The 22,057-nt window shown below is 50.5% G+C and carries 27 protein-coding genes; 7 read left to right on the plus strand and 20 right to left on the minus strand.

The window, feature by feature from the left end:
• Window positions 1-111: 111 nt before the first annotated feature.
• Together rpoE and LPW40_RS08930 are read right to left on the minus strand one after the other, a co-directional pair.
• The gene (gene rpoE / locus LPW40_RS08925) at window positions 112-648 is read right to left on the minus strand and encodes a DNA-directed RNA polymerase subunit delta (protein WP_230821918.1); all 537 of its coding nucleotides are present in this window, start codon (window positions 646-648) and stop codon (window positions 112-114) included.
• Window positions 649-720: 72 nt separating this feature from the next.
• Complete coding sequence (locus LPW40_RS08930; protein ID WP_230821919.1) at window positions 721-1,560, minus strand: GNAT family N-acetyltransferase; 840 nt, start codon at window positions 1,558-1,560, stop codon at window positions 721-723.
• 297 nt (window positions 1,561-1,857) lie between these two features.
• On the opposite strand from LPW40_RS08930, the gene LPW40_RS08935 reads away from it, so the two are divergent.
• The 3 genes from LPW40_RS08935 (at window position 1,858) to LPW40_RS08945 (ending at window position 4,998) form a co-directional block, all read left to right on the plus strand.
• Window positions 1,858-3,441, plus strand: coding sequence for a BCCT family transporter (locus tag LPW40_RS08935; RefSeq protein WP_230821920.1), 1,584 nt, complete (start codon window positions 1,858-1,860; stop codon window positions 3,439-3,441).
• Between the two features lie 65 nt (window positions 3,442-3,506).
• Window positions 3,507-4,310: a type II pantothenate kinase gene (gene coaW, locus LPW40_RS08940; RefSeq protein WP_230821921.1), complete on the plus strand. Its 804-nt coding sequence runs from the start codon at window positions 3,507-3,509 to the stop codon at window positions 4,308-4,310.
• Window positions 4,311-4,377: 67 nt separating this feature from the next.
• Window positions 4,378-4,998: a hypothetical protein gene (locus tag LPW40_RS08945; protein WP_230821922.1), complete on the plus strand. Its 621-nt coding sequence runs from the start codon at window positions 4,378-4,380 to the stop codon at window positions 4,996-4,998.
• Between the two features lie 39 nt (window positions 4,999-5,037).
• On the opposite strand, the gene LPW40_RS08950 is transcribed toward LPW40_RS08945, so the two are convergent.
• The 5 genes from LPW40_RS08950 to LPW40_RS08970 all read right to left on the minus strand — a co-directional run bounded on the left by LPW40_RS08950 (window position 5,038) and on the right by LPW40_RS08970 (window position 9,449).
• Entirely contained in the window at window positions 5,038-5,454 is a 417-nt protein-coding gene (locus LPW40_RS08950; RefSeq protein WP_230821923.1) for an OsmC family protein, read from the minus strand.
• Between the two features lie 36 nt (window positions 5,455-5,490).
• On the minus strand, window positions 5,491-6,714 hold the full coding sequence (locus LPW40_RS08955; protein ID WP_230821924.1) for an Nramp family divalent metal transporter: 1,224 nt from the start codon (window positions 6,712-6,714) through the stop codon (window positions 5,491-5,493).
• 66 nt (window positions 6,715-6,780) lie between these two features.
• The gene (locus tag LPW40_RS08960; RefSeq protein WP_230821925.1) at window positions 6,781-8,001 is read right to left on the minus strand and encodes an Nramp family divalent metal transporter; all 1,221 of its coding nucleotides are present in this window, start codon (window positions 7,999-8,001) and stop codon (window positions 6,781-6,783) included.
• A gap of 44 nt (window positions 8,002-8,045) precedes the next feature.
• Window positions 8,046-8,957, minus strand: a complete 912-nt coding sequence (locus LPW40_RS08965) for an agmatinase family protein (protein WP_230822110.1) — start codon at window positions 8,955-8,957, stop codon at window positions 8,046-8,048.
• A 144-nt stretch (window positions 8,958-9,101) separates the two neighbouring features.
• Window positions 9,102-9,449: a carboxymuconolactone decarboxylase family protein gene (locus LPW40_RS08970; protein WP_230821926.1), complete on the minus strand. Its 348-nt coding sequence runs from the start codon at window positions 9,447-9,449 to the stop codon at window positions 9,102-9,104.
• A 138-nt stretch (window positions 9,450-9,587) separates the two neighbouring features.
• Here LPW40_RS08970 and LPW40_RS08975 point away from each other — a divergent pair, with 138 nt between their 5' ends.
• Entirely contained in the window at window positions 9,588-9,962 is a 375-nt protein-coding gene (locus LPW40_RS08975; protein ID WP_230821927.1) for a DUF6176 family protein, read from the plus strand.
• 41 nt (window positions 9,963-10,003) lie between these two features.
• Here LPW40_RS08975 and LPW40_RS08980 read toward each other — a convergent pair whose 3' ends face one another.
• Window positions 10,004-10,204, minus strand: a complete 201-nt coding sequence (locus tag LPW40_RS08980) for a hypothetical protein (RefSeq protein WP_230821928.1) — start codon at window positions 10,202-10,204, stop codon at window positions 10,004-10,006.
• Between the two features lie 64 nt (window positions 10,205-10,268).
• On the minus strand, window positions 10,269-10,775 hold the full coding sequence (locus LPW40_RS08985) for a GNAT family N-acetyltransferase (RefSeq protein ID WP_230821929.1): 507 nt from the start codon (window positions 10,773-10,775) through the stop codon (window positions 10,269-10,271).
• Between the two features lie 192 nt (window positions 10,776-10,967).
• Between LPW40_RS08985 and LPW40_RS08990 the strand changes: the two genes are divergently transcribed.
• Window positions 10,968-11,678, plus strand: a complete 711-nt coding sequence (locus LPW40_RS08990) for a YwaF family protein (protein WP_230821930.1) — start codon at window positions 10,968-10,970, stop codon at window positions 11,676-11,678.
• A 49-nt stretch (window positions 11,679-11,727) separates the two neighbouring features.
• Here the strand turns inward: LPW40_RS08990 and LPW40_RS08995 are convergent, their stop codons facing one another.
• The 8 genes from LPW40_RS08995 to LPW40_RS09030 all read right to left on the minus strand — a co-directional run bounded on the left by LPW40_RS08995 (window position 11,728) and on the right by LPW40_RS09030 (window position 18,315).
• Window positions 11,728-12,573: an aldo/keto reductase gene (locus LPW40_RS08995; protein WP_230821931.1), complete on the minus strand. Its 846-nt coding sequence runs from the start codon at window positions 12,571-12,573 to the stop codon at window positions 11,728-11,730.
• Between the two features lie 24 nt (window positions 12,574-12,597).
• On the minus strand, window positions 12,598-13,125 hold the full coding sequence (locus tag LPW40_RS09000; protein ID WP_230821932.1) for a chromate transporter: 528 nt from the start codon (window positions 13,123-13,125) through the stop codon (window positions 12,598-12,600).
• Window positions 13,122-13,661: a chromate transporter gene (locus LPW40_RS09005; protein WP_230821933.1), complete on the minus strand. Its 540-nt coding sequence runs from the start codon at window positions 13,659-13,661 to the stop codon at window positions 13,122-13,124. Before LPW40_RS09005 ends, LPW40_RS09000 begins: the two co-directional genes overlap by 4 nt.
• A 15-nt stretch (window positions 13,662-13,676) precedes the next feature.
• On the minus strand, window positions 13,677-15,266 hold the full coding sequence (locus LPW40_RS09010) for a gamma-glutamyltransferase family protein (protein ID WP_230821934.1): 1,590 nt from the start codon (window positions 15,264-15,266) through the stop codon (window positions 13,677-13,679).
• A 73-nt stretch (window positions 15,267-15,339) separates the two neighbouring features.
• Window positions 15,340-16,374, minus strand: a complete 1,035-nt coding sequence (locus LPW40_RS09015; RefSeq protein ID WP_230821935.1) for an SEC-C metal-binding domain-containing protein — start codon at window positions 16,372-16,374, stop codon at window positions 15,340-15,342.
• A gap of 55 nt (window positions 16,375-16,429) precedes the next feature.
• Window positions 16,430-17,353 carry an AEC family transporter gene (locus tag LPW40_RS09020; RefSeq protein WP_230821936.1) on the minus strand — a complete coding sequence of 308 codons (924 nt, stop codon included), beginning with the start codon at window positions 17,351-17,353 and terminating at the stop codon, window positions 16,430-16,432.
• Between the two features lie 21 nt (window positions 17,354-17,374).
• Window positions 17,375-17,659, minus strand: a complete 285-nt coding sequence (locus tag LPW40_RS09025; RefSeq protein WP_230821937.1) for an AzlD domain-containing protein — start codon at window positions 17,657-17,659, stop codon at window positions 17,375-17,377.
• Complete coding sequence (locus LPW40_RS09030; protein WP_230821938.1) at window positions 17,656-18,315, minus strand: AzlC family ABC transporter permease; 660 nt, start codon at window positions 18,313-18,315, stop codon at window positions 17,656-17,658. Before LPW40_RS09030 ends, LPW40_RS09025 begins: the two co-directional genes overlap by 4 nt.
• A 130-nt stretch (window positions 18,316-18,445) precedes the next feature.
• On the opposite strand from LPW40_RS09030, the gene LPW40_RS09035 reads away from it, so the two are divergent.
• On the plus strand, window positions 18,446-19,300 hold the full coding sequence (locus tag LPW40_RS09035) for a Cof-type HAD-IIB family hydrolase (protein WP_230821939.1): 855 nt from the start codon (window positions 18,446-18,448) through the stop codon (window positions 19,298-19,300).
• Between the two features lie 30 nt (window positions 19,301-19,330).
• Here the strand turns inward: LPW40_RS09035 and LPW40_RS09040 are convergent, their stop codons facing one another.
• Both LPW40_RS09040 and LPW40_RS09045 read right to left on the minus strand, forming a co-directional pair.
• Complete coding sequence (locus LPW40_RS09040) at window positions 19,331-19,495, minus strand: hypothetical protein (RefSeq protein ID WP_230821940.1); 165 nt, start codon at window positions 19,493-19,495, stop codon at window positions 19,331-19,333.
• 18 nt (window positions 19,496-19,513) lie between these two features.
• A complete protein-coding gene (locus tag LPW40_RS09045) occupies window positions 19,514-20,155 on the minus strand; it encodes an alpha/beta hydrolase (RefSeq protein ID WP_230821941.1) in 642 nt (213 codons plus the stop codon).
• 83 nt (window positions 20,156-20,238) lie between these two features.
• On the opposite strand from LPW40_RS09045, the gene LPW40_RS09050 reads away from it, so the two are divergent.
• A complete protein-coding gene (locus tag LPW40_RS09050; RefSeq protein ID WP_230821942.1) occupies window positions 20,239-21,165 on the plus strand; it encodes a VOC family protein in 927 nt (308 codons plus the stop codon).
• A gap of 50 nt (window positions 21,166-21,215) precedes the next feature.
• Here LPW40_RS09050 and LPW40_RS09055 read toward each other — a convergent pair whose 3' ends face one another.
• Window positions 21,216-22,019 carry a DUF6612 family protein gene (locus LPW40_RS09055; RefSeq protein WP_230821943.1) on the minus strand — a complete coding sequence of 268 codons (804 nt, stop codon included), beginning with the start codon at window positions 22,017-22,019 and terminating at the stop codon, window positions 21,216-21,218.
• Window positions 22,020-22,057: the final 38 nt, after the last annotated feature.

Consider the following 22,057-nt stretch of genomic DNA (forward strand, 5'->3'; position numbering starts at 1 on the left):
AAAATGCTCCCTTTCACGCAAGGTGAAAAGGAGCCGTTCTTCTCTTCCCTGATTCAGGGAGCCCAAATAAAATAATAGCACTTTCTGTAATAAAGTCAACTATAATTTGGATCAGACACTTTTCTCATCATCTTCATAATTGTCTTCCAGATCATCGGTATCATCATATTCCAGCGTTTCACCGAGGGGCTCATCGAGTGTTTCGTCCAATTCCTCATCCGCCCTGTCGTTCAAAGGCGAGTGCAGGTCTTCGGTGTCACTGTCAACGAGGTCCTTATCCTGATCGAATGCATCCGCCGGCGTGTCATCCTGCTCCTCTTCAAATACCACTTCATCTTCTTCTGTTGCGAGCTCGATCTTATGGATGGTCGGTGCGACTTTATCCGAGATGTCGTCTACGGAATACCAGTCGCGGAGGCCCCAGACATTCTCGCCTGTCGATAAAAATCTGCCGTCAGTGTTCAGGTCGGTGTAGAACTGGAGTATGCGGTTTTCTATTTCTTCATCACTGTAGCCGCCGACTTCCTTGAACTTGTCTATGATGTCGTAAAGGTCAGTGTCTTCGCCCTTATCCTGGAGGTAGATATAGGACATATCTATAAATGAATTCTCATCCATCATTTCTTTTGAATAATTGTCTATTCTCATTGATTTACACCCTTTCGTTCGCTCGTATCTTCAGCTATGATACAGTTATTTATACGCCCGCGCAAGAAGTATTTAATATTTCACATACTTGATATACAAGTCTGCTTTATCCGACTCTTTGAAACGCGTAAAACCGACATGTTCGAACAGTCTGTTGATGTACTGGTCCTCATTTGCCTCCACTGCCACAACCGATACATCTTCCACGTTCCGCCTGAGGAATGTGCCGAGCTGCCGCAGGGCACTGGAGGCGATGCCCCGCTCTCTTTTTTCGGCATCGACGAATACATCCTCCAGATGAAGCGTCTCCCCGTCAATCACCCCTTCAAGGTAACCGACAACCTCCTCATTATCAAGCACTATATCGACCTTCAGATGAGGGAGCTCCTTTTCATGGTCCAGCTTCAGCTTGATGTTGCTGACATATTTCCGGTCGAGGTCCAGATAATACAGCCGCTCAAAACCCACAGGCCCGTCTTCCTTGGTCGCAGTATGGATGAAACCCGCCCTCTCATATAAGTTCCATGCCGCGGCATTTTCTGCATCCACGACGAGATGCAGGTGATCGAAATCGGAGAAATGCTCCTGGACGAAAAGCGGCAGATTCATCGCCACTTCGGTTCCATATCCCTTTCCCTGGACGTTTTCGTTGATGGACAGGGAACGGACGAACACCGCTTCCTTCACCGTATCATAGCCTTCATGCCTGTAATGCTTATGAAGTACGAAAAAGCCGACGACCCCGTCTTCCCCGCTCTCGACGACACACGGCATGCGCGCCTCATCCTCCACTGCCTCATCAAGCACTTCCAGCGGCAGGCTGGTGTATTCGAGCTGTGCGCCGCTCAATTTGAAATTTTTAAGTTCTTCCCTGTCCGCCTCTTTGAACGGGCGGATTTCAATGTTATTCATAATTGTGACCCCTTTTTGACATATGTATTTAATTTGTTATGATACTGAATATACCTTTTCAATTATACTTCGGTCTTTATAGGTGATTAACCCGAAATGTAGTTGGACAAACATTTCAGTTTCATCAAATCAATATCAGGGTAATTTAATTGACAATCTACTCAGCAATTATTTTACTATCAGCGCGGCACCGCTGGTACAGGGTACCAGCGGTGCCTTTTATGGAAACTCCCCAGAATATACATAGCCACCAGATTTCCGTAGACATGCTGAAAAAAATTTATGGAGGTTTTCAGAGTGAGTAAAGGAAAAGGACAGGATGAACCTAAAAATGACAGGGAGATTTTACCCGGCGAACAGAGCTCCAAGCTCGGCACCGTCTTCTGGGGTGCGGGCGGAGTCATCGCACTCGCGGCACTGCTTGCCATAATTTTCCCCGAAACGGTGGAAAATGCCTCATACGGCATTTACGATACGATTGCCCGGAACTTCAACTGGTTATTCTTGATCAGCGTCTTCGGTTTTGGCGTATTCCTGCTGTTTCTTGCAATTTCGCCGTACGGCCGCATCAAACTCGGAACGGATGATTCGAAGCCGGAATTTTCATTCCGTTCATGGATCGGTATGCTGTTCTCGAGCGGACTCGGAGTCGGTCTTGTGTTCTACGGGGTCGCAGAGCCGATGGAACATTTCATGATCGCGCCTTTCCCGGGCGGGGAAGTCGAATCCTATGAAGCGGCACGCACCGCCATGGGCTACACATTCTTCCACTGGGGCATTTCCCAATGGTCGATATTCGGGGTCGCAGGCCTCGCAATCGGATACAGCCAGTACCGCAAAAAGAAGAATGGCATGGTGTCCACATCACTTGAACCTTTGTTCGGCCAGAACTATAATCAACCATCCAGAAGGCTGATCGATATTTTGGCGGTCATCGCGACAATCACGGGGATGTCCACTTCGGTCGGACTCGGGATACTGCAGATGGACGGCGGCCTGAACTTCGCCTTCGGCCTGCCTTCAGGACCTGCCACACAGATCACCCTCACCGTCCTGATGGTGGTTCTGTTCCTGTTCTCGACGATAACCGGACTGAAAAGGGGCATCAAGTGGCTGAGCAACCTGAACATGGCACTTGCATTGTTCCTGACGCTCTTCGTCCTGTTCACGGGACCGTTCACCTTCATCATGGAAACTTTCGTACTCGGCATCGGGGACTACTTGAGGAACTATGTCGGATATTCACTCAGGACACAGCCGTACTCAGGAGAAACCTGGGTGCAGGAATGGACCGTCTTCTACTGGGCGTGGGTCATCGCATGGAGCCCGTTCATCGGTTCATTCGTCGCCAGGGTCTCCAAAGGACGTACAATACGTGAATACGTGCTCGGCATACTGATCGTGCCTCCGCTGCTTTCATTCCTGTGGATCGCGGCACTCGGCGGCACAGCGATGTACTCCGACTTATTCAATGGTACGAACATCGGTGAAATCGTCCTGGATGACCAGACTGCGGCACTCTTCACCATGTTCGAGCAGGTACCGATGACTGCCATCACCTCGGCCATTGCGATCATCCTGATATTCACTTTCCTGGTGACTTCTGCGGATTCGGCAACATACATCGTCGCGGGGATGACATCCGGAAATACGGAAAACCCGTCCACACGACTGAAAGTGCTTTGGGGGCTGCTGCTCGGTTTCCTGACGATCTCCCTGATCCTTGCAGGCGGGCTCAGCAGTTTACAGGCCGCTTCCCTCCTTGCGGGGCTGCCGTTCACACTGATACTGATACTGATGATCTTTGCAGTTTCAAAGTCCCTCAGACGTGAATCCAATGAAGCATTGAAACGACGTCCAAGAAGGACAAAACTTAAATAATTTATACAAAATTTTTAATGTCATTGGTATACTATTGCCAATGACATTTTTTTGGGGGCAGATTTATGAAGATAGGGATCGATGCCGGAGGCACTTTATTGAAGATCGTATTTATCAAGGATGATGGCGGCCGTGTTTTCAGGAAGGTGCCCGCCCTGGATATAGACGGCTTCGCAGATGAACTGAACCGGGAGTACCCGGAAGCGGAAATCCACCTCACCGGCGGCAAGGCAGAATACATGAGCCGCATATTGGACCATGAAGTGAAGCATGCCATCGAGTTCGATGCCACCTACACGGGGCTCAGACAATTGATGGAAGAGCAGGATTTACATATTGAAAGATTCGTCTATTTGAATGTCGGCACCGGCACATCCTTCCACCAGGCCGACGCCCGCGGTCAGAAAAGGGCTGGCGGCACAGGGGTCGGCGGCGGGACGCTGATGGGGTTATCCTACCTGCTGACAGGCGTCGAAAAATTTGAAGATATCGTCACCCTCGCAAAAGAAGGTGACCGCGACGCAATCGACCTGAAAGTCCACCATATATATGCAGGGGATGCTTCACCGATACCCGGCGACCTTACGGCCAGCAATTTCGGCAACGTGAAATCCGGGGACAGGGAGAAAGCCAGGCACGCTGATGAACTCCAGGCAGTCATCGGCCTCGTCGCTGAAACCGTGAGCACGGTCGGCATTAATCTGGCGGATGGTTTCGGCACGAGGGATATCGTCTTCATCGGTTCCACCCTGCTTAATAATGATGTGATGATCGATACGATCAGACATTATGTCTCACTCAAGGGCATGCAGCCGCACTTCATCGAAAATGGTGAGTTCTCAGGCGCACTCGGTGTATTGATGGTGTGATCTCAATATGGTTTTTATCGTTCCGGTGCTTTAAAATAGAAGGTAGAGGAATATCGGGAGGGGTTCGATGAAACTCATACTATTACTGATGTCTGTACCTTTTCTGTTCATCTCCTGCATAACGACGCTCGCCGGCCTGGATTCCGGGGATGGGGACATGCCGGAGGAAGCGGAACAGGAGGAAGTGGCGGAAATGGATGATGGTGAAGAAGCCGAAGAAGAAGATCCGGAACCTCCGGAGGTGACGCCTGTAAACATCACATCAGAAGCCTTCATTTCCAATTTTTTCACGGCTGCCTACGAGTACCGCACCATTTCGATCGGCTCGAGCTACGATTACATGACCAGCATACTGGGTGAACCGGAAGGCAGCGGCGAGATCACCGATGGCGTTTATTACCACTATGAACATATCGGCTTCAATTTTCCGGCGTCTGCAGAAGATGCCGATACGGCGGAGCTGCGCATAGACGGGATCATCATTTTCCTGGAGGCGTTCTCCAAGATGGACGCCGTTGAAAATTACGGCTGGCCGACCGAAGATGATGTCGGGAACTTCAGGATGCTCTATGACAGCGACCCCGACAACGGCTACTATATCATGATGCCTTACGACCAGGAGGATTACGTGACGGCTCTGCTGCTGCACACTGAAGATTTCCAGGATACTTCCCTCGCTGATGATTGAAATATAAATAATGCTCCCCGGATATCCGGGGAGCATTATTTATATTTCTTCACCATTCAAAATCGCTTTGACCGTAAAGTCTGCATTCAGTGAGTTCACGGCGGAACAGTATTTCTCATGGGATAAGTTCAGCGCGCGGTTCAATATCTTCGCAGGCACATTCCCCTCCACCTTCACTGTGATCTCGACATCCGTGAAGCGCTTCGGTTCGATTTCTGCACGTCTGCCGTCGAGTTCAAGCTCAAGTTTTTCCACTTTATCCATCTGATGCCTCATGATGACGCACATATCGATGCCCATGCATCCGGCAACGCCGTGCAGCACCATCTCCATCGGTGACGGTGCGCTTCCGGAGCCGCCCGCCTCTTTCCTTGCATCCATTTTGACGGTGTGTCCGGAAACATCCGCCGTCGATTCGAATGAGATGTCCCCGAGCCATTTCGTATTCACTTTCATTATGATTCCTCCGATCAGCAATAGTCACATATCATTCTACTGGAAAAAGCTCGTCACTGCATCAATGAAACTGTACACGCCCAAAAATGTCACGACCGCGGTGATGATCCAGCCTGCGACATTCAGGACTGTCGAGTTTTTGAAGTCGCCCATCAGGCCCTTCTTATTAATCACGATCATGATGAATATCGCGATGAGCGGCAGTATCATCCCATTCAGCGCCTGTGCGATGAGCAGCACCTCGAGCGGCTCGAAGCCGATGGCTGATGTGATGATGCCGATGATTATCACGATCGCAAATATCATTTTATACTTCCTGTTCTCGAAGCCGCCTTTCCATCTCATGAAACTGCTGACGGTCGCAGCCGCCCCCATCGGGGATGCGATGGCCGATGAGAAACCTGCAGAAAACAGGCCGACACTGATGAAGATCGGCGCCCATGCGCCCATCAGCGGCTCAAGCGGTGCCGCAAGTTCGACGACGCTTGTGACTTCAGTGCCCTGAATCAGCGCGCCTGCAGTGATCAGTATGGCAGCAGTGATGATACCGCCCGCTGTAATCATCAGGATGGTGTCGAACCTCATGCTCGAAAGCTTTGATGTGTCGCCCCACTTTTCACTTGCGGTCTGTGCATGTATGAAGAAGTTGTAAGGCACGACCGTCGTCCCGATCAAAGCGATGACCAGGATGATCGAGCCGCTCGGGATGGCCGGTACAAAAGCCCCTTCAAGTAATGAAGGCAGATCCGGCCCGGCGATGAACATCGTCGTGATGAAGACGACGCCCATCAGGATGACGAAGAAGACCATCAGCTTTTCGACGACTTTATAGCCGCCCGCCAGTGCCAGGATCAGTATGATGACGCCCACTATTGGCGCGACGATATTCTCCGGCACATTGAATAAGTAGGATACCCCGAGTGAGGTGCCGAGCAGGTCACCACTGATGTATGCTGCACAGCCGATAGCCACTGCAATCATGATGATGTAGACTGATGCGAACTTGAGTATTTTATTGGTGAACAGCTCCCGGATGTTCTCCCCGAGACCTTCTTTCGTCACGACCCCGATCCTTGCCACCATTTCCTGAAGTATGATCGTCGCAACGATCGCAAACAGCACCGCCCACAGCAGCGCAAACCCAAATCCTGCACCGGCTCTTGTCGCGGTGGTGACGGTGCCCGGTCCGATGAACGAGGCGGTGATGATCGCCCCCGGACCGATCTCTTTCAGTTTATTGATGATTGATGAATTCCCCATGTGTATCCCCCCTGTTTTATGGCAACGGGCGTATATCCCCCGTCGACCGTGATGCTGCAAACACTCCTAAAACAAACTCATAAGCGCATCAATCATGCTGTATGCACCTAAAAACGTCACGACGGCCGTCACTGCCCATCCCGCGATGTTCAAAGCCGTCGAGTTTTTGAACTCGCCCATCAGACCTTTCCTGTTGATGACAACCATGATGAATATCGCGATGATCGGCAGAATCATGCCGTTCAATGCCTGCGCAATCAATAACACTTCAAGCGGTTCAAATCCAAGCGCCGAAGTGATGATGCCGATGATGATCACCAGGCTGAAGACCATTTTATATTTTTTGTTCTGGAAACTGCCCTTCCAGCCCATGAAACTGCTGACAGTGGCCGCCGCCCCCATCGGGGACGCGGTTGCTGAAGAGAATCCCGCAGCGAACAGCCCGACACTGATGAATATCGGCGCCCATTCGCCCATCAAGGGTTCAAGCGGGGCAGCCAGTTCCACGATGCTCGTCACTTCCGTGCCCTGGATCAGCGCGCCTGCGGTGATCAATATCGCACCGGTGATCAGGCCGCCGACAGTGATGGACAGGATGGTATCAAACCTTGCTTCACCCAGCTGGCTGGTGTCCTGCCACTTTTCACTTGCAGTCTGGGCGTGTATGAAGAAGTTGTAGGGCACGACCGTCGTCCCGATCAAAGCGATCACCATCAAGGTGCCTCCGCTTGGAATACTCGGAATGAAGGCCCCTTCCAGCAACTCCGGTATATTCGGGCCGGCGACGAACATCGTCGTTATGAAAGTGATGCTCATGATGACGATGAAGAACACCATCAGCTTCTCTATGATTTTATAGCCGCCCGTCAGCGCCAGTATCAATATGATGGTACCGATTATCGGCGCCACAATATTCTCCGGTATGTTGAATAAGTATGAAACCCCGAGTGAGGTGCCGAGCAGGTCACCGCTGATATAAGCTGCACAGCCCACCGCCACTGCAATCATGATGATGTACACAGAGGCGAATTTCAGGATTTTATTGGTGAACAGCTCCCTGATGTTCTCCCCGAGCCCCTGCTTTGTGACAATACCGATCCTTGCCACCATCTCCTGGAGTATGATGGTCGCAATGACCGCAAAAAGGATCGTCCAAAGCAGTGCGAAGCCGAATCCTGCGCCGGCCCGCGTCGCGGTGGTGACGGTGCCCGGGCCGATGAATGATGCCGTGACGATCGCAGCCGGGCCGATGGATTTCAGTTTGTCCATGATTGTTGATTTCGCCATGCTTAAATACCTCTCTTTTTTAAAAATAAATAGGAGATCACCTCCTATTTATCATGGTGACCTCCCTGCACGTGACCGGCGAGGACATAGAGTATCGCAGTGGATACGAAATGTGCGGAATTCTGGTTCGCATCCTGCATTGGATACACCTCGACGTAATCCATGCCGCAAAGACCGCGTTTGCCGAATTCATATATCATCGTGAGCAGCTCATAGGAATTCAGCCCGTTGCCGTCGACCGGACCGCCCGGGTTGAAGGCGAAATCGAGTACGTCGCTGCAGATCGTCAGGTAGACGACATCCACATCCTTTGACGCCATATCGTAGATTTCATTTGCATATGCCTTCAAATCACTCTGCGCACGTATATCATTGATCGTGAGCGTCACCGCGCCGGCTTCTTTTGCCGCCCTGCCGTTTTCAGGCTTGTTGCGCGGGCCTTTGATGCCTGTATGAATCATGCTTTCGTTCCTGATGCCCTCCGTTTCATAGAGGCGCTTGAACGGTGTACTGCGCGCATACTTATCCCCTTCGAATTCCTCATTGTTGTCGTAATGGGAATCCAGGTGGATGATGCCCACTTTCTTACCCGTCTTCGTCAGTGATTTAAGGATCGGGTAGGTGACGCTGTGGTCCCCGCCCAGGCCAACCAGGAATTTGCCGCTGCCCCACAGCTTGTCGGCAAATTCCTCAATGTTGCCGACAGTGTCCGGGACGTTATGCGGGTTGATTGTGACATCGCCCACATCCCCGAATGTCAAATGATCTTCAACATTGATGTGATCGAGTTCAGGGAGATAAGTGCTGTATCTCGCAGAAGACAGGCGGATCTGCTTCGGTCCAAGCTCCACACCCGTATAGTCCCCCCATGTACTCGAAGCTTCCCACGGCACCCCGTAGAAGAGCACATCCGTATCGTATTCACTTGCATCAGTCAGGTTTTTCGCACCGAGCATCGGCGGTGTGTTACCGTAAATATTTTTCTCAGCCAAGTCAAAACACTCCTTTAAATTATATATTAATCAAATATCCTAATACGCCGTTTATAAAACTATTATCCCATTATTTAATGATTAAGTATTCCAAAAAATGCACTTTTTTTAATTTTCTTCTCCAACAGCTTCATCAAATGCTTCCAGCGCTTTGCCGCCGTACACCATTCCCGGGCCGCCGCCCATGACGATTGCGACTTCGGCGACTTCCGCTATTTCCTGCCTCGAGGCGCCGAGCGCCACCAGCTTGTTGATATGGTTGCCGATGCAGCCTTCACACTTATCCGCAATTGCATATGTGAGGGCGACAATTTCTTTCGTCTTTTTATCAAGCGCACCTGCCGCATATGCGGAATTCTGCAATTTTTTATATTCCCTCATCGTTTCAGGGGACATTTCCTGTATCCTTTTCGTATTTGCCTGGGCACGTGTGTTAAGCGCTTTCCAAGAGGTCATCCGATCACCTTTCCTGTCTTTTGTTTTTTAAAATATTTTTACATATTAAATATAACAATGAAATATTGAAAAGGGAATTGACAATGCTTTTAAATGATGTATGATGGTGAAAGTGAATTGGAAAAGGGAGGCTTGAAAATGCAAGTGGAGTTGACGAAGTTCCGCATTAAACGGGGCAAAAGCGAATTAGTGGATGAATGGATGGATTTCCTGAATCAGAACATGCAGGATGCACTGCTTTCACTGGATGGTGAAAAAATGTTTGTTGAGACGATCATGCGTGATACAATCGGTGATCGTGAGTATCTCTACTGGTATTCAATTCAGGCCGATGACGGCGAAACGAACTCACGGGCAGCCGAATGTGTCGACCGGAAGCATATCGAGTACTGGAATAAGTGCATCGATAAGGCATACCGCCCAAAAAATCTGAAGAACGAAGTCGTCATGATCCCCAACCGCTTAAAAGAATATATGAAAACTTTGGAAAAAGAAGAAGCCGTACAAGTATAAAAAAAGGTATCCATCACCTGAGATGGATACCTTTTTTCGTTTCAATTGTTTTCATCGTTGCGCCTTCCGGAAGATCTGATGATGTTGAAAATCAGCCATCCGAATAAAGTGATCAAAGAAATGATCAATATGACGCTTGCAGCAAAATTGAATGCAAAACTGTCGGGGAAGAACCCTATCCCGATGAAAATGAGAAGGAATCCAAGCAGCACTCCCCCGCCGATCAATAAAACAGGTTTCATATAACACATCCTCAAATCTTTTTACTTCATTTACACACCGTCACAGCCCGGACGCGGGCAGCATCTACCTTACGAACCTGGCCATCTGGATCAGATCGGTATAGCCGTCTTTCAGCTTCACCTGATCCACCTGCCTGCCTTCCTGCACGAAGCCGAGCCTCTCATAGAACCTGATCGCCCCTTCGTTATTGGCGAACACATCCAGTACGATCTTCTCAAGGACCGGACTTTCCTCTGCATGCCTGATCGCCCGGTTGATCAGCTCGGTGCCGATGCCGTGGCCGGCAAACTCGGGCTGGAGGCTGACGCCGAACTGGCAGACATGTTCAAACTTTTTACGGTCGAGCTGCCTTAAATTCAGTATGCCGACTATGCGTCCATCCACTTCCACCACGAGGCCCAGGTCCTCCTCTTTCAGGGAAGCGATGTTGTTCTCCTGCTTTTCCAGGGAAATTCCTTTGTCCTCAATGGGAGTGGCAAGTGTATCCGGATATTTTTCCGTCACGATTTCCTTATGTTCGATGATTTGCTGTGCATCTTCAAGTTCAGGTTTCCTGATAATGTAATCCATAGCGTGTGCCTCCATACTATTATACTATTGACTCAATTTTATCATGTGAATAATTTATTACAATTTAAGTGTTTGCTGCGAGGCCTGCCGCCCTCCCCGGAGAACCCCATATAGAAAACCCCTTCTGATGTTGTAAAAATACCCATAAGTCGTTTATGCTTAAGTTACTATATTTTGGCATGGGGGGTCTTTATGGACAGAATGATAAATCCTGCCGAACCTTTTGTGGAACCGGGCGACTTCAGTTATTTTGCATACCTCGTCTTATTGGCACTTTGTTTTTACGTGATATACAGGATGAGATCCAGAATTTCAGGAAACGCTCAGAAAGTCCTGTTTATTTTTCTGATCATCTCGATAGGGCAAAGAATCCTGATCAATACCTGGTATCTTATCAACGACGACTATTCACTCGCCTATTCACTGCCGTTTCAAATATGCCGTGTGGTCATCTGGCTGATCATCATCCAGTACTTCGTCAGAAAGGATTTTTTGAACCAGGCCATCTTTTATATAGGTCTGTTTGCGTACGCGGCTTTCATATACCCGATCGGCATACACCCTGTATGGCACATGGCCGGATGGGCTTTCTTCATACTTCATGCTGCGAATGTGCTCTTCCCTTTCGCGATGCATTATGCCGTCGGGTTTGTACCGAGCCTGAAAGGCGTTTTCCAGGCTTATCTTATATTCCTCGCCTACTTCTTTTTCGTATACTTCCTGAACCCGGTCGTCGGCGGCAACTACTTCTTCATCAACAACCGGCCGTTTTTCCATGAGATGGGGGAAGGTTTGTATGTCACGGTCAACTTAGCCGGCACGCTCATCGGGTTCCTTGCCGCCTACGCCCTCATCCGGGCGGTCATCCATATCAGGAGAAGGTTTGCCGCACCGGGAATTTGAAGATGGAAACAAAAAAGAGGCCGGGACATGAGTCCCGACCTCCTTCAATCTAGTCTCCGAATGTTTCAAGCGTCACTTTATCAGGGTCTTTCCCGACGCGTTCATGCCGGTCCAGTGCCGTGATCTCACTCACTTCTTCAGGAGTGAGTTCAAAATCGAATATATCCCCGTTCTCCCTCACCCTGTCGCGGCTCACTGATTTCGGGATGGTCGAGACACCCGTCTCGACGTCCCACCTCAAAATGATCTGGGCCGGTGTCTTGCCGTATTTCTCCGCCAGCCGGACGATCAGCGGTTCATCGAACATGCGCCCGCGTTTCAGCGGTGACCATGCTTCAAGCAGTATATCATGCGACTCACAGAACTTTTTCAGTTCAGGCTGTGCCAGATGCGGATGATATTCGACCTGGTTCAGCATCGGCTTGATTTCGCATTCATCGAAAATATCCTGGAGATGGTGCGGGTTGAAGTTGCTCACACCGATGGCACGCACTTTCCCGTCTTTGTATAATTTTTCGAGGGCCTTCCACGTCTCCACGTATGTCCCCGGCATCGGCCAGTGGATCAGATAAAGGTCGATGTAATCCATATCAAGTGCTTCAAGACTTCGTTCAAAGGCTTTCAATGTTTTTTCATAGCCCTGGTCGGTGTTCCATACTTTTGTCGTGACGAATATATCTTCCCTCGGTACGCCCGAATTTTTAATCGCCTCACCGACACCCTTTTCGTTTTTGTAGACTTTTGCCGTATCTACATGACGGTAGCCGGACTCCAAAGCACTCGTGACCGCCGTCGCAAGTTCCTGTTCATCGACATTCTTATAGACGCCGAGCCCCATCACTGGAATTTCCACTCCATTTGCAAGCGTGTAAGTATCCTGAATCGATTTTGCCATATCGTCACCTCTTGTATTGTTTGTCTAAAGCAGTATTGCGCCGTAAATCAGGCCGAATAAAATCACCAGTGCCGGATGCACTTTGAACTTCGTGAGCATCAGGAAGCTCGCGATGATTAAAATGACTGTATGGAAGACACCCGACTGGATGAAAGCACCGCTGAAGAAATCATAGGCGATGACACCGAGAAGGATGGCCACGACCGGCCTGACGAACAGCGTCAGCGTTTCAAACTTTTTGGTGCCTTTCAGTTTATACAATAACCCGGCGAGGAACACCATCAGCAGAAGTGAAGGCAGCACGGCGGCGGTCACTGCAATGATTGCACCAGGCACGCCGCCGACCATGAATCCGATGTAGCCGGCCATCTTGGTGATGATCGGCCCGGGCAGGGCGTTGCCGAGCGCCAGCACTTCGGCAAACTCCTGCGAGTCCATCCAGCCGTAGTTCTGCACGACCTCCTGTTCCACAAGCGGTATGGAGGCAGGGCCGCCGCCGTAGCCCAGTATGCCAGGGATGAAGAATGCGAGAAATATCTGGAAGTATATCATATTTTCCTCCCCTCTTTCCTGAACAGGCTGAAGATGATGATCGCTGCAATGATGATCGCCGGATGGATGTCCAGAGGCACCAGCAGTATCAATGCCGCAATGGTGAAGAGTATGAGGAACGGCCATGTCGTCTTCGCTTTTGCTTTGCTCAGGAAATCATACGTCAGCATCGCCATCATCACGCCGACGACCGGCAGGACGCCCCGGCTCATCCCCTGCACCCAGGCGAGATCCTGGAATTCCACAAACAGGGTCAGGAGGACGATCATCAGGATGATCGTCGGGACGATTGTGGCAAGCACCGCATTGGCGAGTCCCAGCCAGCCGCTTTTTATGTAACCGATATAACCTGCCAGTTTCGTTGCGATCGGCCCGGGCAGTGTATTGCCTATTGCGAGCATGTCCTGGAATTCCTCATCCGTCATCCATTTATGGATGTCCACGACTTCCGCCTTGATCAGCGGTATGGATGCCGGCCCGCCGCCGTAGCCCAGCATCCCCACTTTGAAAAATATCCAAAATATCTTTAACTGCATGTATGATCACTTCTTCTAATAGATTGAAATCGAACCGTCGGTTCTTGACTCGGTGCCGCCGACGTAGGACCCGTTGTCCTGTCTGATGATGATCTGCCCCCGGCCGAAATGGTTCGGCTCAAGGGCGATGTTCACCTGGTGGCCCCGCCTGTTGAGTTCCCGGGCGACATCCGCCGGGAACCGGTCTTCGACATCCACACGCATGCCTTCCATGAACTGCCATCTCGGTGCATCCAGTGCGCTCTGCGGATTCATGCCGTAATCGATCAGGTTCATCGCCACCTGCAGATGGCCCTGCGGCTGCATGAATCCACCCATCACGCCGAACGGCCCGACAGGCGCACCATCCTTCGTGATGAAGCCCGGAATGATCGTATGGAGCGATTTCTTGCGCGCGCCGATGAAATTCGGATGTTTTTCATCCATCGAGAAATTGTGTCCCCTGTTCTGCAGCGCGATGCCCGTTCCCGGAACGACAACACCGGACCCGAAGCCCATGTAGTTGCTCTGGATATATGACACCATGTTGCCGTCTTTATCAGCCGTCGCAAGGTACACCGTGCCGCCTTTCGGCAGTTCCCCGTGCACCCGTTCTTCTGCATGGTCCCCGATCTCCGCTCGGCGCGCCTTCAAATAGCCTTCATCCAGCAGATCTCCGGACCCGACTTCCATATGTCCCGCATCCGAAACAAATGCCGTCGTATCGCTGAACGCCTGTTTCATCGCTTCGATCTGATGGTGGTAGTAGTTACCGCCCCTTCCGGTGAAGTCATCATCTTTCAGCATGCCGAGTGCCATCAGCGCCGCAATGCCCTGGCCGTTCGGCGGTATTTCGTGGATGTCATAGCCCTTATAGTTGATGCTGATGGGTTTGACGTACTCCACCTTGTAGGATTTCAAGTCATCATGGGTGAGTAGGCCGCCGGACTCCTTGGCGTATCCGACGATCTTATCCGCAAGGTCCCCTTCATAAAATGATCTTGCATTCGTATCCGCGATCTCTTCCAGTGTATCTGCATGCGCCGGCAATGTTTTCACATCACCCGCTTCCACTTCCCCGAAGACTTCGAACCAGTGTTTGATCTCCGGAAATTCTTCCACTTCTTTTTCAAACTTTTTATATGCGGCCTGCCAGAACTTTGCGACCGTCGGCGTGATGACATAACCTTCCCTTGCCGCGCGTACAGCCGGTGCAAGCACTTCCTTCAATGTAAGCCTGCCGAATTTATTGATCAGATCCGCCCATGCCGCCGGCACACCGGGCACATTCACAGGCAGCCATCCATATACAGGCATTTTCTCGAAGCCATGGGCTTTCAGCGTCTCCATCGATAAGTTTTCGGATGAATGCCCGCTTGCGTTCATGCCATGGAGCTCCCCGTTCATCCAGGCAATCATGAAAGCGTCCCCGCCGATTCCGTTGCTCGTCGGTTCCACCACGGTCAGCGTGGCAGCAGTTGCCACTGCAGCATCCATCGCATTGCCGCCCTGCTTCAGCATCTCGGTGCCCGCTTCAGTGGCGAGCGGATGTGATGTGGCGACCATGCCGTTTTTTGCATATACACTGTAGCGACTGTTCTGGTACGGATAGTTGTGATGTTTCATAAAATCCCCTTTATTTATATTATTTTGAAAACTTAAATCAATGAATCACCCTGCATTATACAGGGTGATATTGTCATGCTCCGCAGCATTTTTTATATTTTTTGCCGCTGCCGCACGGGCATGGATCATTACGGCCGACTTTCACTTCTTTGACGACCGTCTTGGTCTTCAGTTCCGATTCCTTATGTCCGCGGTATTTGAAATGACGTGTATTTTCAACGATGCCTGCGATGTTGTCGAAGAAGTCGCGCTGTTCCTGCACATTCTTGAATTCAACATCCAGGGACATCAGGTACTTCACGATTTCATCCTGCTTCTCCCCGCGCATGATTAGCTGCAGCAGGGAGATATAGATGCTCTGATGCTTGGAACGCGGCACATCGATGTTCTTTTCAATCCATTCTTTCAGCTTCTTATGGTTGGATGATTCGTCTATATAGTTCGGATCGCTGAACTTGATGAACTTACCGAATTCAGGTTCATAGTACGGCCTGTCGCCCTGGAGCTTTTTGACCATTTCATACTGTGCATAGTTCATGTCGTCAATGACGATCTGCTCATTATCTTCATCAATTGAAATATCATAAGGTGAGCCTTCCAGGAACCCCACCAGCTCCGAGGGGGTCACATCTTCATCATAATATTTTTTGAACAGATGGATCAGCTGATCGAAACTCACGATGCCGTACAGATGGAGGGCCGCCCTGATCAGGTTCAGCCGCCTCTGCACTTCAAGGCGCGCTTCCGCATTCTCTTTTGTATCCACCACCTTGAACAGGTCGATGACGGTGTCCGTCAGATAGAAATGATCCTCTTTTTCCGTGTCTTCGAAAGCATAGCCCATGATATACAGGCCGAATATATCCTCCAACGGATAAAGTGCATCACTCTTTTCCGCTTCCGCAGCCTCTTTCCATGTATTGAATGAGGCATCATCGATATATTTATAGGCATAGGCCGCCGTTTCCGGCGCCTTTTGGACAGCTGTGATCTCTTTTATCAAATCATCTTTTTTAAAAGTAGAATACTTTTTGACCGAGATCGTCTTCGCCAATCTTCTCAAGTCGTTCATGTTATATGCTTGTAACTGCTTTTCAGCATTTGCCATGAAAGATCCACCTCCGCAAACTTTTAATATTTCCATTTTATCATACTATAAAATCTTAAAATACATTCAAAGCGATATAGATCACCATCGGCACGGTGATGACACTGAATAATGTACTGAACATCACGATTTCCGCTGCATATTCAGGATCATCGCTGTACTGCTGGGCGATGATCGAACTGTTCACCGCTGCAGGCATCGCCGTCGTGATCAGGACCGCCTGGGCCACGACGCCGTCCAGCCTGAACAGGAGAAGAAGCAGGATTGTCAGAAGCGGACCCGCAACGAGCCGCATCGCACTTGCGATGATCGAGCTCACCCTGATGCGCCTGAAGGAGATTCCTGCAATCTGGGCGCCGAGTATGAACAGGACGGTGCCGATCATCGCATCCCTGACATAGTCGAAAGCCGTATACAATGCACCGGGTATGCCGATATCAAAGAAGTTGAAGATCAAACCGAGTATCAGCCCGTAGAATATCGGCATTTTAAAATACCCGAGCAGCGCCTTCAACTTGCCCGAATCCGCCGACCTGAGTGATACGACACCGTAGGAGTAGGCGAACATGTTCTGGAAGAACACCATCATGATCTGGATGCTCATCGCATAAGGATCGCTCCTGAAGACCAGGTCATTGACGGGCACCCCGTAATTGCCGGCGTTGTAAAACAGGTTTGAATTCGTGAACAGTATCTGGTGGCCGTAATCCAGCCCCATCGCCCTGCCGGCGAGATATGTAATGACGAAGGTCAGGCCGGCATATAATATCAAAAATAATAAAACATACACCAGCAGCGCAAAGTCGATATCCGCATCGAAGATGTTCATGAAGATGAACACCGGCATGATATAGTTGATCATCAGTTTTGCGAGCGTCACACGGTCGAGTTTGAACCTCAGCTGCACCACATAGCCGATCAAAACGATGATCGCAATGGGGAGCATCACGTTGTTGAATATGAATAAAAATTCCGGCATGATTGTCATTTCCTCACTGTTTTATATTAAGAAGTATACAAAAACGATTGCTCCGAATACGACGAAGAAGAGCGGCACCCTGAGTATTGCGAGCACCATCGCGAACAGGCCGCCGAGGATGCCCTGAAGCGGCGTCTCCACTGCAGTCAGAAGCCCCGGGAAGATCAGCACCCCGAGCGCTGCATAGGGAATGTAATTCAGGAGCGTGATGAGCCACTGCGGAAAATTCAGGCCCCCGACAAAGAATGCCGGCAGTATCCTCGTGATGATCGTCGCTGCAAATAAAGCCAAAATGAGCATGATCATATTTTATCACCCCTCTTTTCCAGGACCAGCCCGAACAGTGCCGCAAGCACCATCGCGAGGATGATCGCTATCCCGGACGGTATGAAATGCATCGCCGTGAATATGAAGTGCAGCACCATGCCGAGCACGGCGACGATCAGATATTTATGGTGCGTACGGATTGCGGGGACGAGCAGCGCGATGAAGAGCGCATATAAAGCGATGCCGCTTGCCGCCACCCATTCCTCGCTCATGATTTCCCCGGCCATGTAGCCGACGACGGAGAAAGCGACCCAGAATATGTATGCAGTGATGAAGATGATGAAGTAGTTCACGAAATCTTTCCGTTCCTCCTCGACAGTGGCGGAGACCGCGAACGATTCATCGGTGACATATGAGGAAATCAGCAGCTTCTTAAGCAGCGACTCCCGCTTGAGGTCATAGTTGATTTTAAAGGACATGACGAAATGCCTGGAATTCAGGACGAATACGGCGATGATGATCGCCGCCGCGCTGCTGGAGGCCGAGAGCATCTGAAGCGCCAGGAACTGGCTCGCTCCCCCGAAGACCATGAAGCTCATAAGGAAAGTTTCAAATGCACTCAAAAGCGGTTTGGCCGTGATGCCGAATGCCACCGCAACAGGCAGATACCCGAGTCCGATCGTCAGTCCGTCCATAAATGACTTTCTGTAAATATTCAATTCATCCACTCACCCCAATTGTTTTAATTAACAAACATTTTATCATATTTGGTATAGTCTATTTAAGATATTAGTTCAACCACCATTCTGATTAGGAGATATATTTATGAAGGCGATCGCTTTGGATATGGACGGCACCATACTGGACAACCGCGGGGAGTTCACCCCGAGACTCATCGAAACTTTAAGGAAAGTGCATGAGAAGGGCATTCTGGTCTTTTTTGCCACAGGCAGGACGAAGGGTGAGATTTTAAGGGTCACGCCTGATGAAGTGCCGCTCTCGGGCTTCGTCGCCGCGAGCGGGATGAGCATATACAACCGTGGAGGGGACGGTTATGAAAAAATCGCAAGCTATCATTTCGAACGCCCGGTCGTCGAGGAAGTGCTCAAGGAAGCACGGGCCCGGGAAATCTACTATGAGACATACACCGCGGAAAGCAGCTCGAAAACTTTGAAAGCTGATTATGAGTACAGCGCACGCGATATCGGCGGCCCGAAACCCGAGGGCCTGCTGGATTATGAGCACACCCTGCTGCTGCAGGCACTGGAAAATGAGGCGCAGTGGGTCGATGAACTCAATATGGATGAAATATTGAAGATTTTCTTCATCTCGAAGCATGTGGAGAAGATTGATGCATGGTTCGACCATCTGGATGCCGAAAAGGACCGGCTCGGTTTTGCACTGTACAAGACGAGCAGGCATAACACCGAAATCATGCTTGCAGGCCGGGATAAAGGCACCGGGCTTGAAACGCTGGTCAAAGAATACGGCATCTCCACAGAGGACGTGCATGCCATCGGCGACTCGATGAATGATCTGCCCTTATTCGAAGTCTGCGGTAAAAACACCGCGATGCAGAACAGTGTGGAGTCGGTGATCAGTGCCGCGGACGACATCACCGAATTCAGCTGTGACGAGGACGGACTCGCAAAGTATCTGGAGAAGACATACTTGATGTAAAAAAACAGGCGCACTGCGCCTGTTTTTAATTTACAGCCTGTCTTCCTGTGATATTTCCTTATATTCCTCTTTCATCTTCTCGAGCTGCCGGTTGATGCCCTCCGATTTGCCGAAAGTCACGAGCTTCAAAAAGGTCATGAATATGATCTGCACTGCCAGCACCGCTTTCTGTCCCGACTGGTCGACGACCTGCATACGCCTCCCCCTCCATTCCTACTCCTGCATATTTTCAAATTCATCTTCGATTTTTCGTTTCAGGCCTAAAAACCAGACGTGCCCTTCCATCAGTTCATCCGGCACGATTTCATGTCCGCCGTCGGTCAGCTTCACTTCGGCGACGGCGCCCTTCAGTTCGAGTTCTTTCTTCAATTGATAGGCCTCTCCTGCCGTGGTCACCATATCCCTTGCCCCGGCCGTCAGAAGGACGTCCGTCCGGGTCAGATCCACCTTGCTGATCTGCTCACTTCTGTAGCCGCTGTGCAGCAGTATCGCACCGAGCACATAAAGATTGTAATTCAGCAGCAGATGCGCCGCCATATTGGCACCGTTCGAATAGCCGATGAAAATGGATTTTTGAAGTTCAAATCCATATTCCTTCTCACAGGCGAGCAGTTCATCATGCAGCCGCCTGCCTTCCGCCTTCAGATTGTCTTCATCGACTTCCGTCGGGCTGAGCCTTTTGAAAAACCGCGTCCGGCCGTTCTCTTCGACATTTCCCCGGAAGCTTAAAACATTGGCGTTGGCATCCACCGTCGCCGCCACATCCAGAAGATCGGTCTCGCGGCCGCCCGTGCCATGAAACAGGATGATCGTATACGGACTCTCATTCTTCCCTTTTATAAACAGATGCTCCATCGTCCACACCCTCTTAAGTTAGAGTTCTCTTCATTCATACTATATAATAAATGTAACATACTTTACGTTAAGGAGAGATATCCGTGTCAGTCAAAGGAATACATCATGTCTCTGCGATCACACAAGAAGTCCTGGACAACCATGACTTCTACACCCAGGTGCTCGGCATGAGGCTCGTCAAAAAGACCGTGAACCAGGATGACACCGGGATGTACCACTTGTTTTACGCCGATTATGAAGGCACGCCAGGGACGGACATCACGTTCTTTGAAATCAGCCGATCGTCAAAATTCCAGCCCGGCACAAATTCCATCTCAAGGACGATCTTCAGGGTACCCTCTTTGGAAGCGCTGGAGTATTTCAAGGAACGGCTGCAGGAAAAAGGTGCCCATACCGGCGGCATCACCGAACGGGCCGGCCGGCCTTACATGAACTTCTCAGACCTTGAAGGACAGCGGCTTGCATTGATCGTCGATGAGGAATATGATGCATCCGAGCCGTTCGCCGGGGGCGGGATACCCCGGGAATATGCGATCACCGGGATCAAAGGGGTTGAAGTGACCGTCCAGTACTTGAAACCGATGGTTTTATTCCTGGAGATGCTCGGCGGGGAGGCGGAAAGCGGATGGTCGGATGATTCCGGGGCCGTGGAAGTGAAGTTTGGGCAGGATTCGATCTTCGTGGCCGAGGACCGGAGTTCCCCGATAGAAAAGGAAGGGTACGGCAGTGTACATCACTTCGCACTCCGTGTGGCTGATGAAGCGGCGCTCGAAGAAGTCCTCGAAACCATTAATTCCGAAAAATGGCGGAACTCAGGGATAGTGGACCGCTTTTATTTCAAGGCGGTCTATATCAAATCCGTCGGGAACATCACCGTCGAAATCGCGACCGATGGGCCGGGCTTCACTGTGGATGAGCCGCTCGAAGCGCTCGGCGAATCATTGTCGCTGCCGCCGGAGCTTGAGAAAGACAGGGACTTCCTGGAACTGTATTCGCAGCCGATCAATTAATGCATACAAAAAACCGGACGGATCAGCATTTGATCCGTCCGGTTTTTCCGTTAATTTTCAATGCCCTCAGGCAATTCTATCGTGTCGACATCATTGAAGTTCGTGAATGCCACATCGCCGGATAACGAGTATTCACCCTGCTCGTCTTCCCCGGATGCTTCATAGTCGATGGACTGCAGCAGATAATCCTCTTTATCGACAGAGACCCTAAGGTCACTGTGGACATTCGAGGTGTCCATTGCGCCGAAACCGAAACCGAGCAGATCTTCGAATTCCCGGAAGACCGCCTGGTTCGTCCCTTCATAAGTGAAGATGTATGATTCTTCCGATTCTTCCTGCTCCAGGCTTCCTGAAAGATTTTCAAGAGAGCTGACCGTGCTGTCATAGGTGACCAGGAATAAACTCTCGACGTTCATGGACTCGGTCGCTTCCACCCAGCCCTCGCCGGTATAGATGTATATCAGACCGTCCTTTGCGACTGTCCTTGCTTCATTGTTGGATTTCAGCAGCAGGTCCGGCGGGTCCCCGTCCTTGAAGGCGACTTCGGCATTCAACGTATAAGGGGCACCGTCGACGGCACCTTCCAGATCCACAGCCGCTTCATAACTGTCCACTCCGTCCGCTTCTTCAACGATCCGGCCGATCGTCTCTTCGTCCGTCCCGTCCGTCACTTCTTCTGCGGCAGTGCCTCCCCCGGCCTCTTCAGAGTCCTGACCGGACTCCTCATTATATTCGTTCTCTATATTCGGACTCCCGGCCTGTTCATCCGCCGTTTCCCCGCCGTCATCCTGACAGGCGGCCGACATGACCGAGAGAAGTAGTAATGTAATTACAGCATGTTTTTTAGTCATCATTAATATTTTACACCTCAAGCCTGATCTCCATAAAATGA

Source organism: Salinicoccus halitifaciens (assembly GCF_021026095.1).
In the GTDB taxonomy this organism is placed as follows: Bacteria; Bacillota; Bacilli; order Staphylococcales; family Salinicoccaceae; genus Lacicoccus; species Lacicoccus halitifaciens.

Excerpts from the sequence above, each read along its gene's own strand:
- rpoE (WP_230821918.1), bottom strand. The coding sequence starts at position 648 with ATGAGAATAGACAATTATTCAAAAGAAATGATGGATGAGAATTCATTT.
- LPW40_RS08970 (WP_230821926.1), bottom strand. The coding sequence starts at position 9,449 with ATGACCTCTTGGAAAGCGCTTAACACACGTGCCCAGGCAAATACGAAA.
- LPW40_RS08930 (WP_230821919.1), bottom strand. The coding sequence starts at position 1,560 with ATGAATAACATTGAAATCCGCCCGTTCAAAGAGGCGGACAGGGAAGAA.
- LPW40_RS08980 (WP_230821928.1), bottom strand. The coding sequence starts at position 10,204 with ATGAAACCTGTTTTATTGATCGGCGGGGGAGTGCTGCTTGGATTCCTT.
- LPW40_RS09030 (WP_230821938.1), bottom strand. The coding sequence starts at position 18,315 with ATGGACGGACTGACGATCGGACTCGGGTATCTGCCTGTTGCGGTGGCA.
- LPW40_RS08990 (WP_230821930.1), top strand. The coding sequence starts at position 10,968 with ATGGACAGAATGATAAATCCTGCCGAACCTTTTGTGGAACCGGGCGAC.
- LPW40_RS09000 (WP_230821932.1), bottom strand. The coding sequence starts at position 13,125 with ATGATATACTTCCAGATATTTCTCGCATTCTTCATCCCTGGCATACTG.
- LPW40_RS09035 (WP_230821939.1), top strand. The coding sequence starts at position 18,446 with ATGAAGGCGATCGCTTTGGATATGGACGGCACCATACTGGACAACCGC.
- LPW40_RS09055 (WP_230821943.1), bottom strand. The coding sequence starts at position 22,019 with ATGATGACTAAAAAACATGCTGTAATTACATTACTACTTCTCTCGGTC.
- LPW40_RS09005 (WP_230821933.1), bottom strand. The coding sequence starts at position 13,661 with ATGCAGTTAAAGATATTTTGGATATTTTTCAAAGTGGGGATGCTGGGC.
- coaW (WP_230821921.1), top strand. The coding sequence starts at position 3,507 with ATGAAGATAGGGATCGATGCCGGAGGCACTTTATTGAAGATCGTATTT.
- LPW40_RS09040 (WP_230821940.1), bottom strand. The coding sequence starts at position 19,495 with ATGCAGGTCGTCGACCAGTCGGGACAGAAAGCGGTGCTGGCAGTGCAG.
- LPW40_RS09010 (WP_230821934.1), bottom strand. The coding sequence starts at position 15,266 with ATGAAACATCACAACTATCCGTACCAGAACAGTCGCTACAGTGTATAT.
- LPW40_RS08960 (WP_230821925.1), bottom strand. The coding sequence starts at position 8,001 with ATGGCGAAATCAACAATCATGGACAAACTGAAATCCATCGGCCCGGCT.
- LPW40_RS09020 (WP_230821936.1), bottom strand. The coding sequence starts at position 17,353 with ATGCCGGAATTTTTATTCATATTCAACAACGTGATGCTCCCCATTGCG.
- LPW40_RS09015 (WP_230821935.1), bottom strand. The coding sequence starts at position 16,374 with ATGGCAAATGCTGAAAAGCAGTTACAAGCATATAACATGAACGACTTG.
- LPW40_RS08985 (WP_230821929.1), bottom strand. The coding sequence starts at position 10,775 with ATGGATTACATTATCAGGAAACCTGAACTTGAAGATGCACAGCAAATC.
- LPW40_RS08945 (WP_230821922.1), top strand. The coding sequence starts at position 4,378 with ATGAAACTCATACTATTACTGATGTCTGTACCTTTTCTGTTCATCTCC.
- LPW40_RS09025 (WP_230821937.1), bottom strand. The coding sequence starts at position 17,659 with ATGATCATGCTCATTTTGGCTTTATTTGCAGCGACGATCATCACGAGG.
- LPW40_RS08955 (WP_230821924.1), bottom strand. The coding sequence starts at position 6,714 with ATGGGGAATTCATCAATCATCAATAAACTGAAAGAGATCGGTCCGGGG.
- LPW40_RS08965 (WP_230822110.1), bottom strand. The coding sequence starts at position 8,957 with ATGCTCGGTGCGAAAAACCTGACTGATGCAAGTGAATACGATACGGAT.
- LPW40_RS08995 (WP_230821931.1), bottom strand. The coding sequence starts at position 12,573 with ATGGCAAAATCGATTCAGGATACTTACACGCTTGCAAATGGAGTGGAA.
- LPW40_RS09045 (WP_230821941.1), bottom strand. The coding sequence starts at position 20,155 with ATGGAGCATCTGTTTATAAAAGGGAAGAATGAGAGTCCGTATACGATC.
- LPW40_RS08950 (WP_230821923.1), bottom strand. The coding sequence starts at position 5,454 with ATGAAAGTGAATACGAAATGGCTCGGGGACATCTCATTCGAATCGACG.
- LPW40_RS08975 (WP_230821927.1), top strand. The coding sequence starts at position 9,588 with ATGCAAGTGGAGTTGACGAAGTTCCGCATTAAACGGGGCAAAAGCGAA.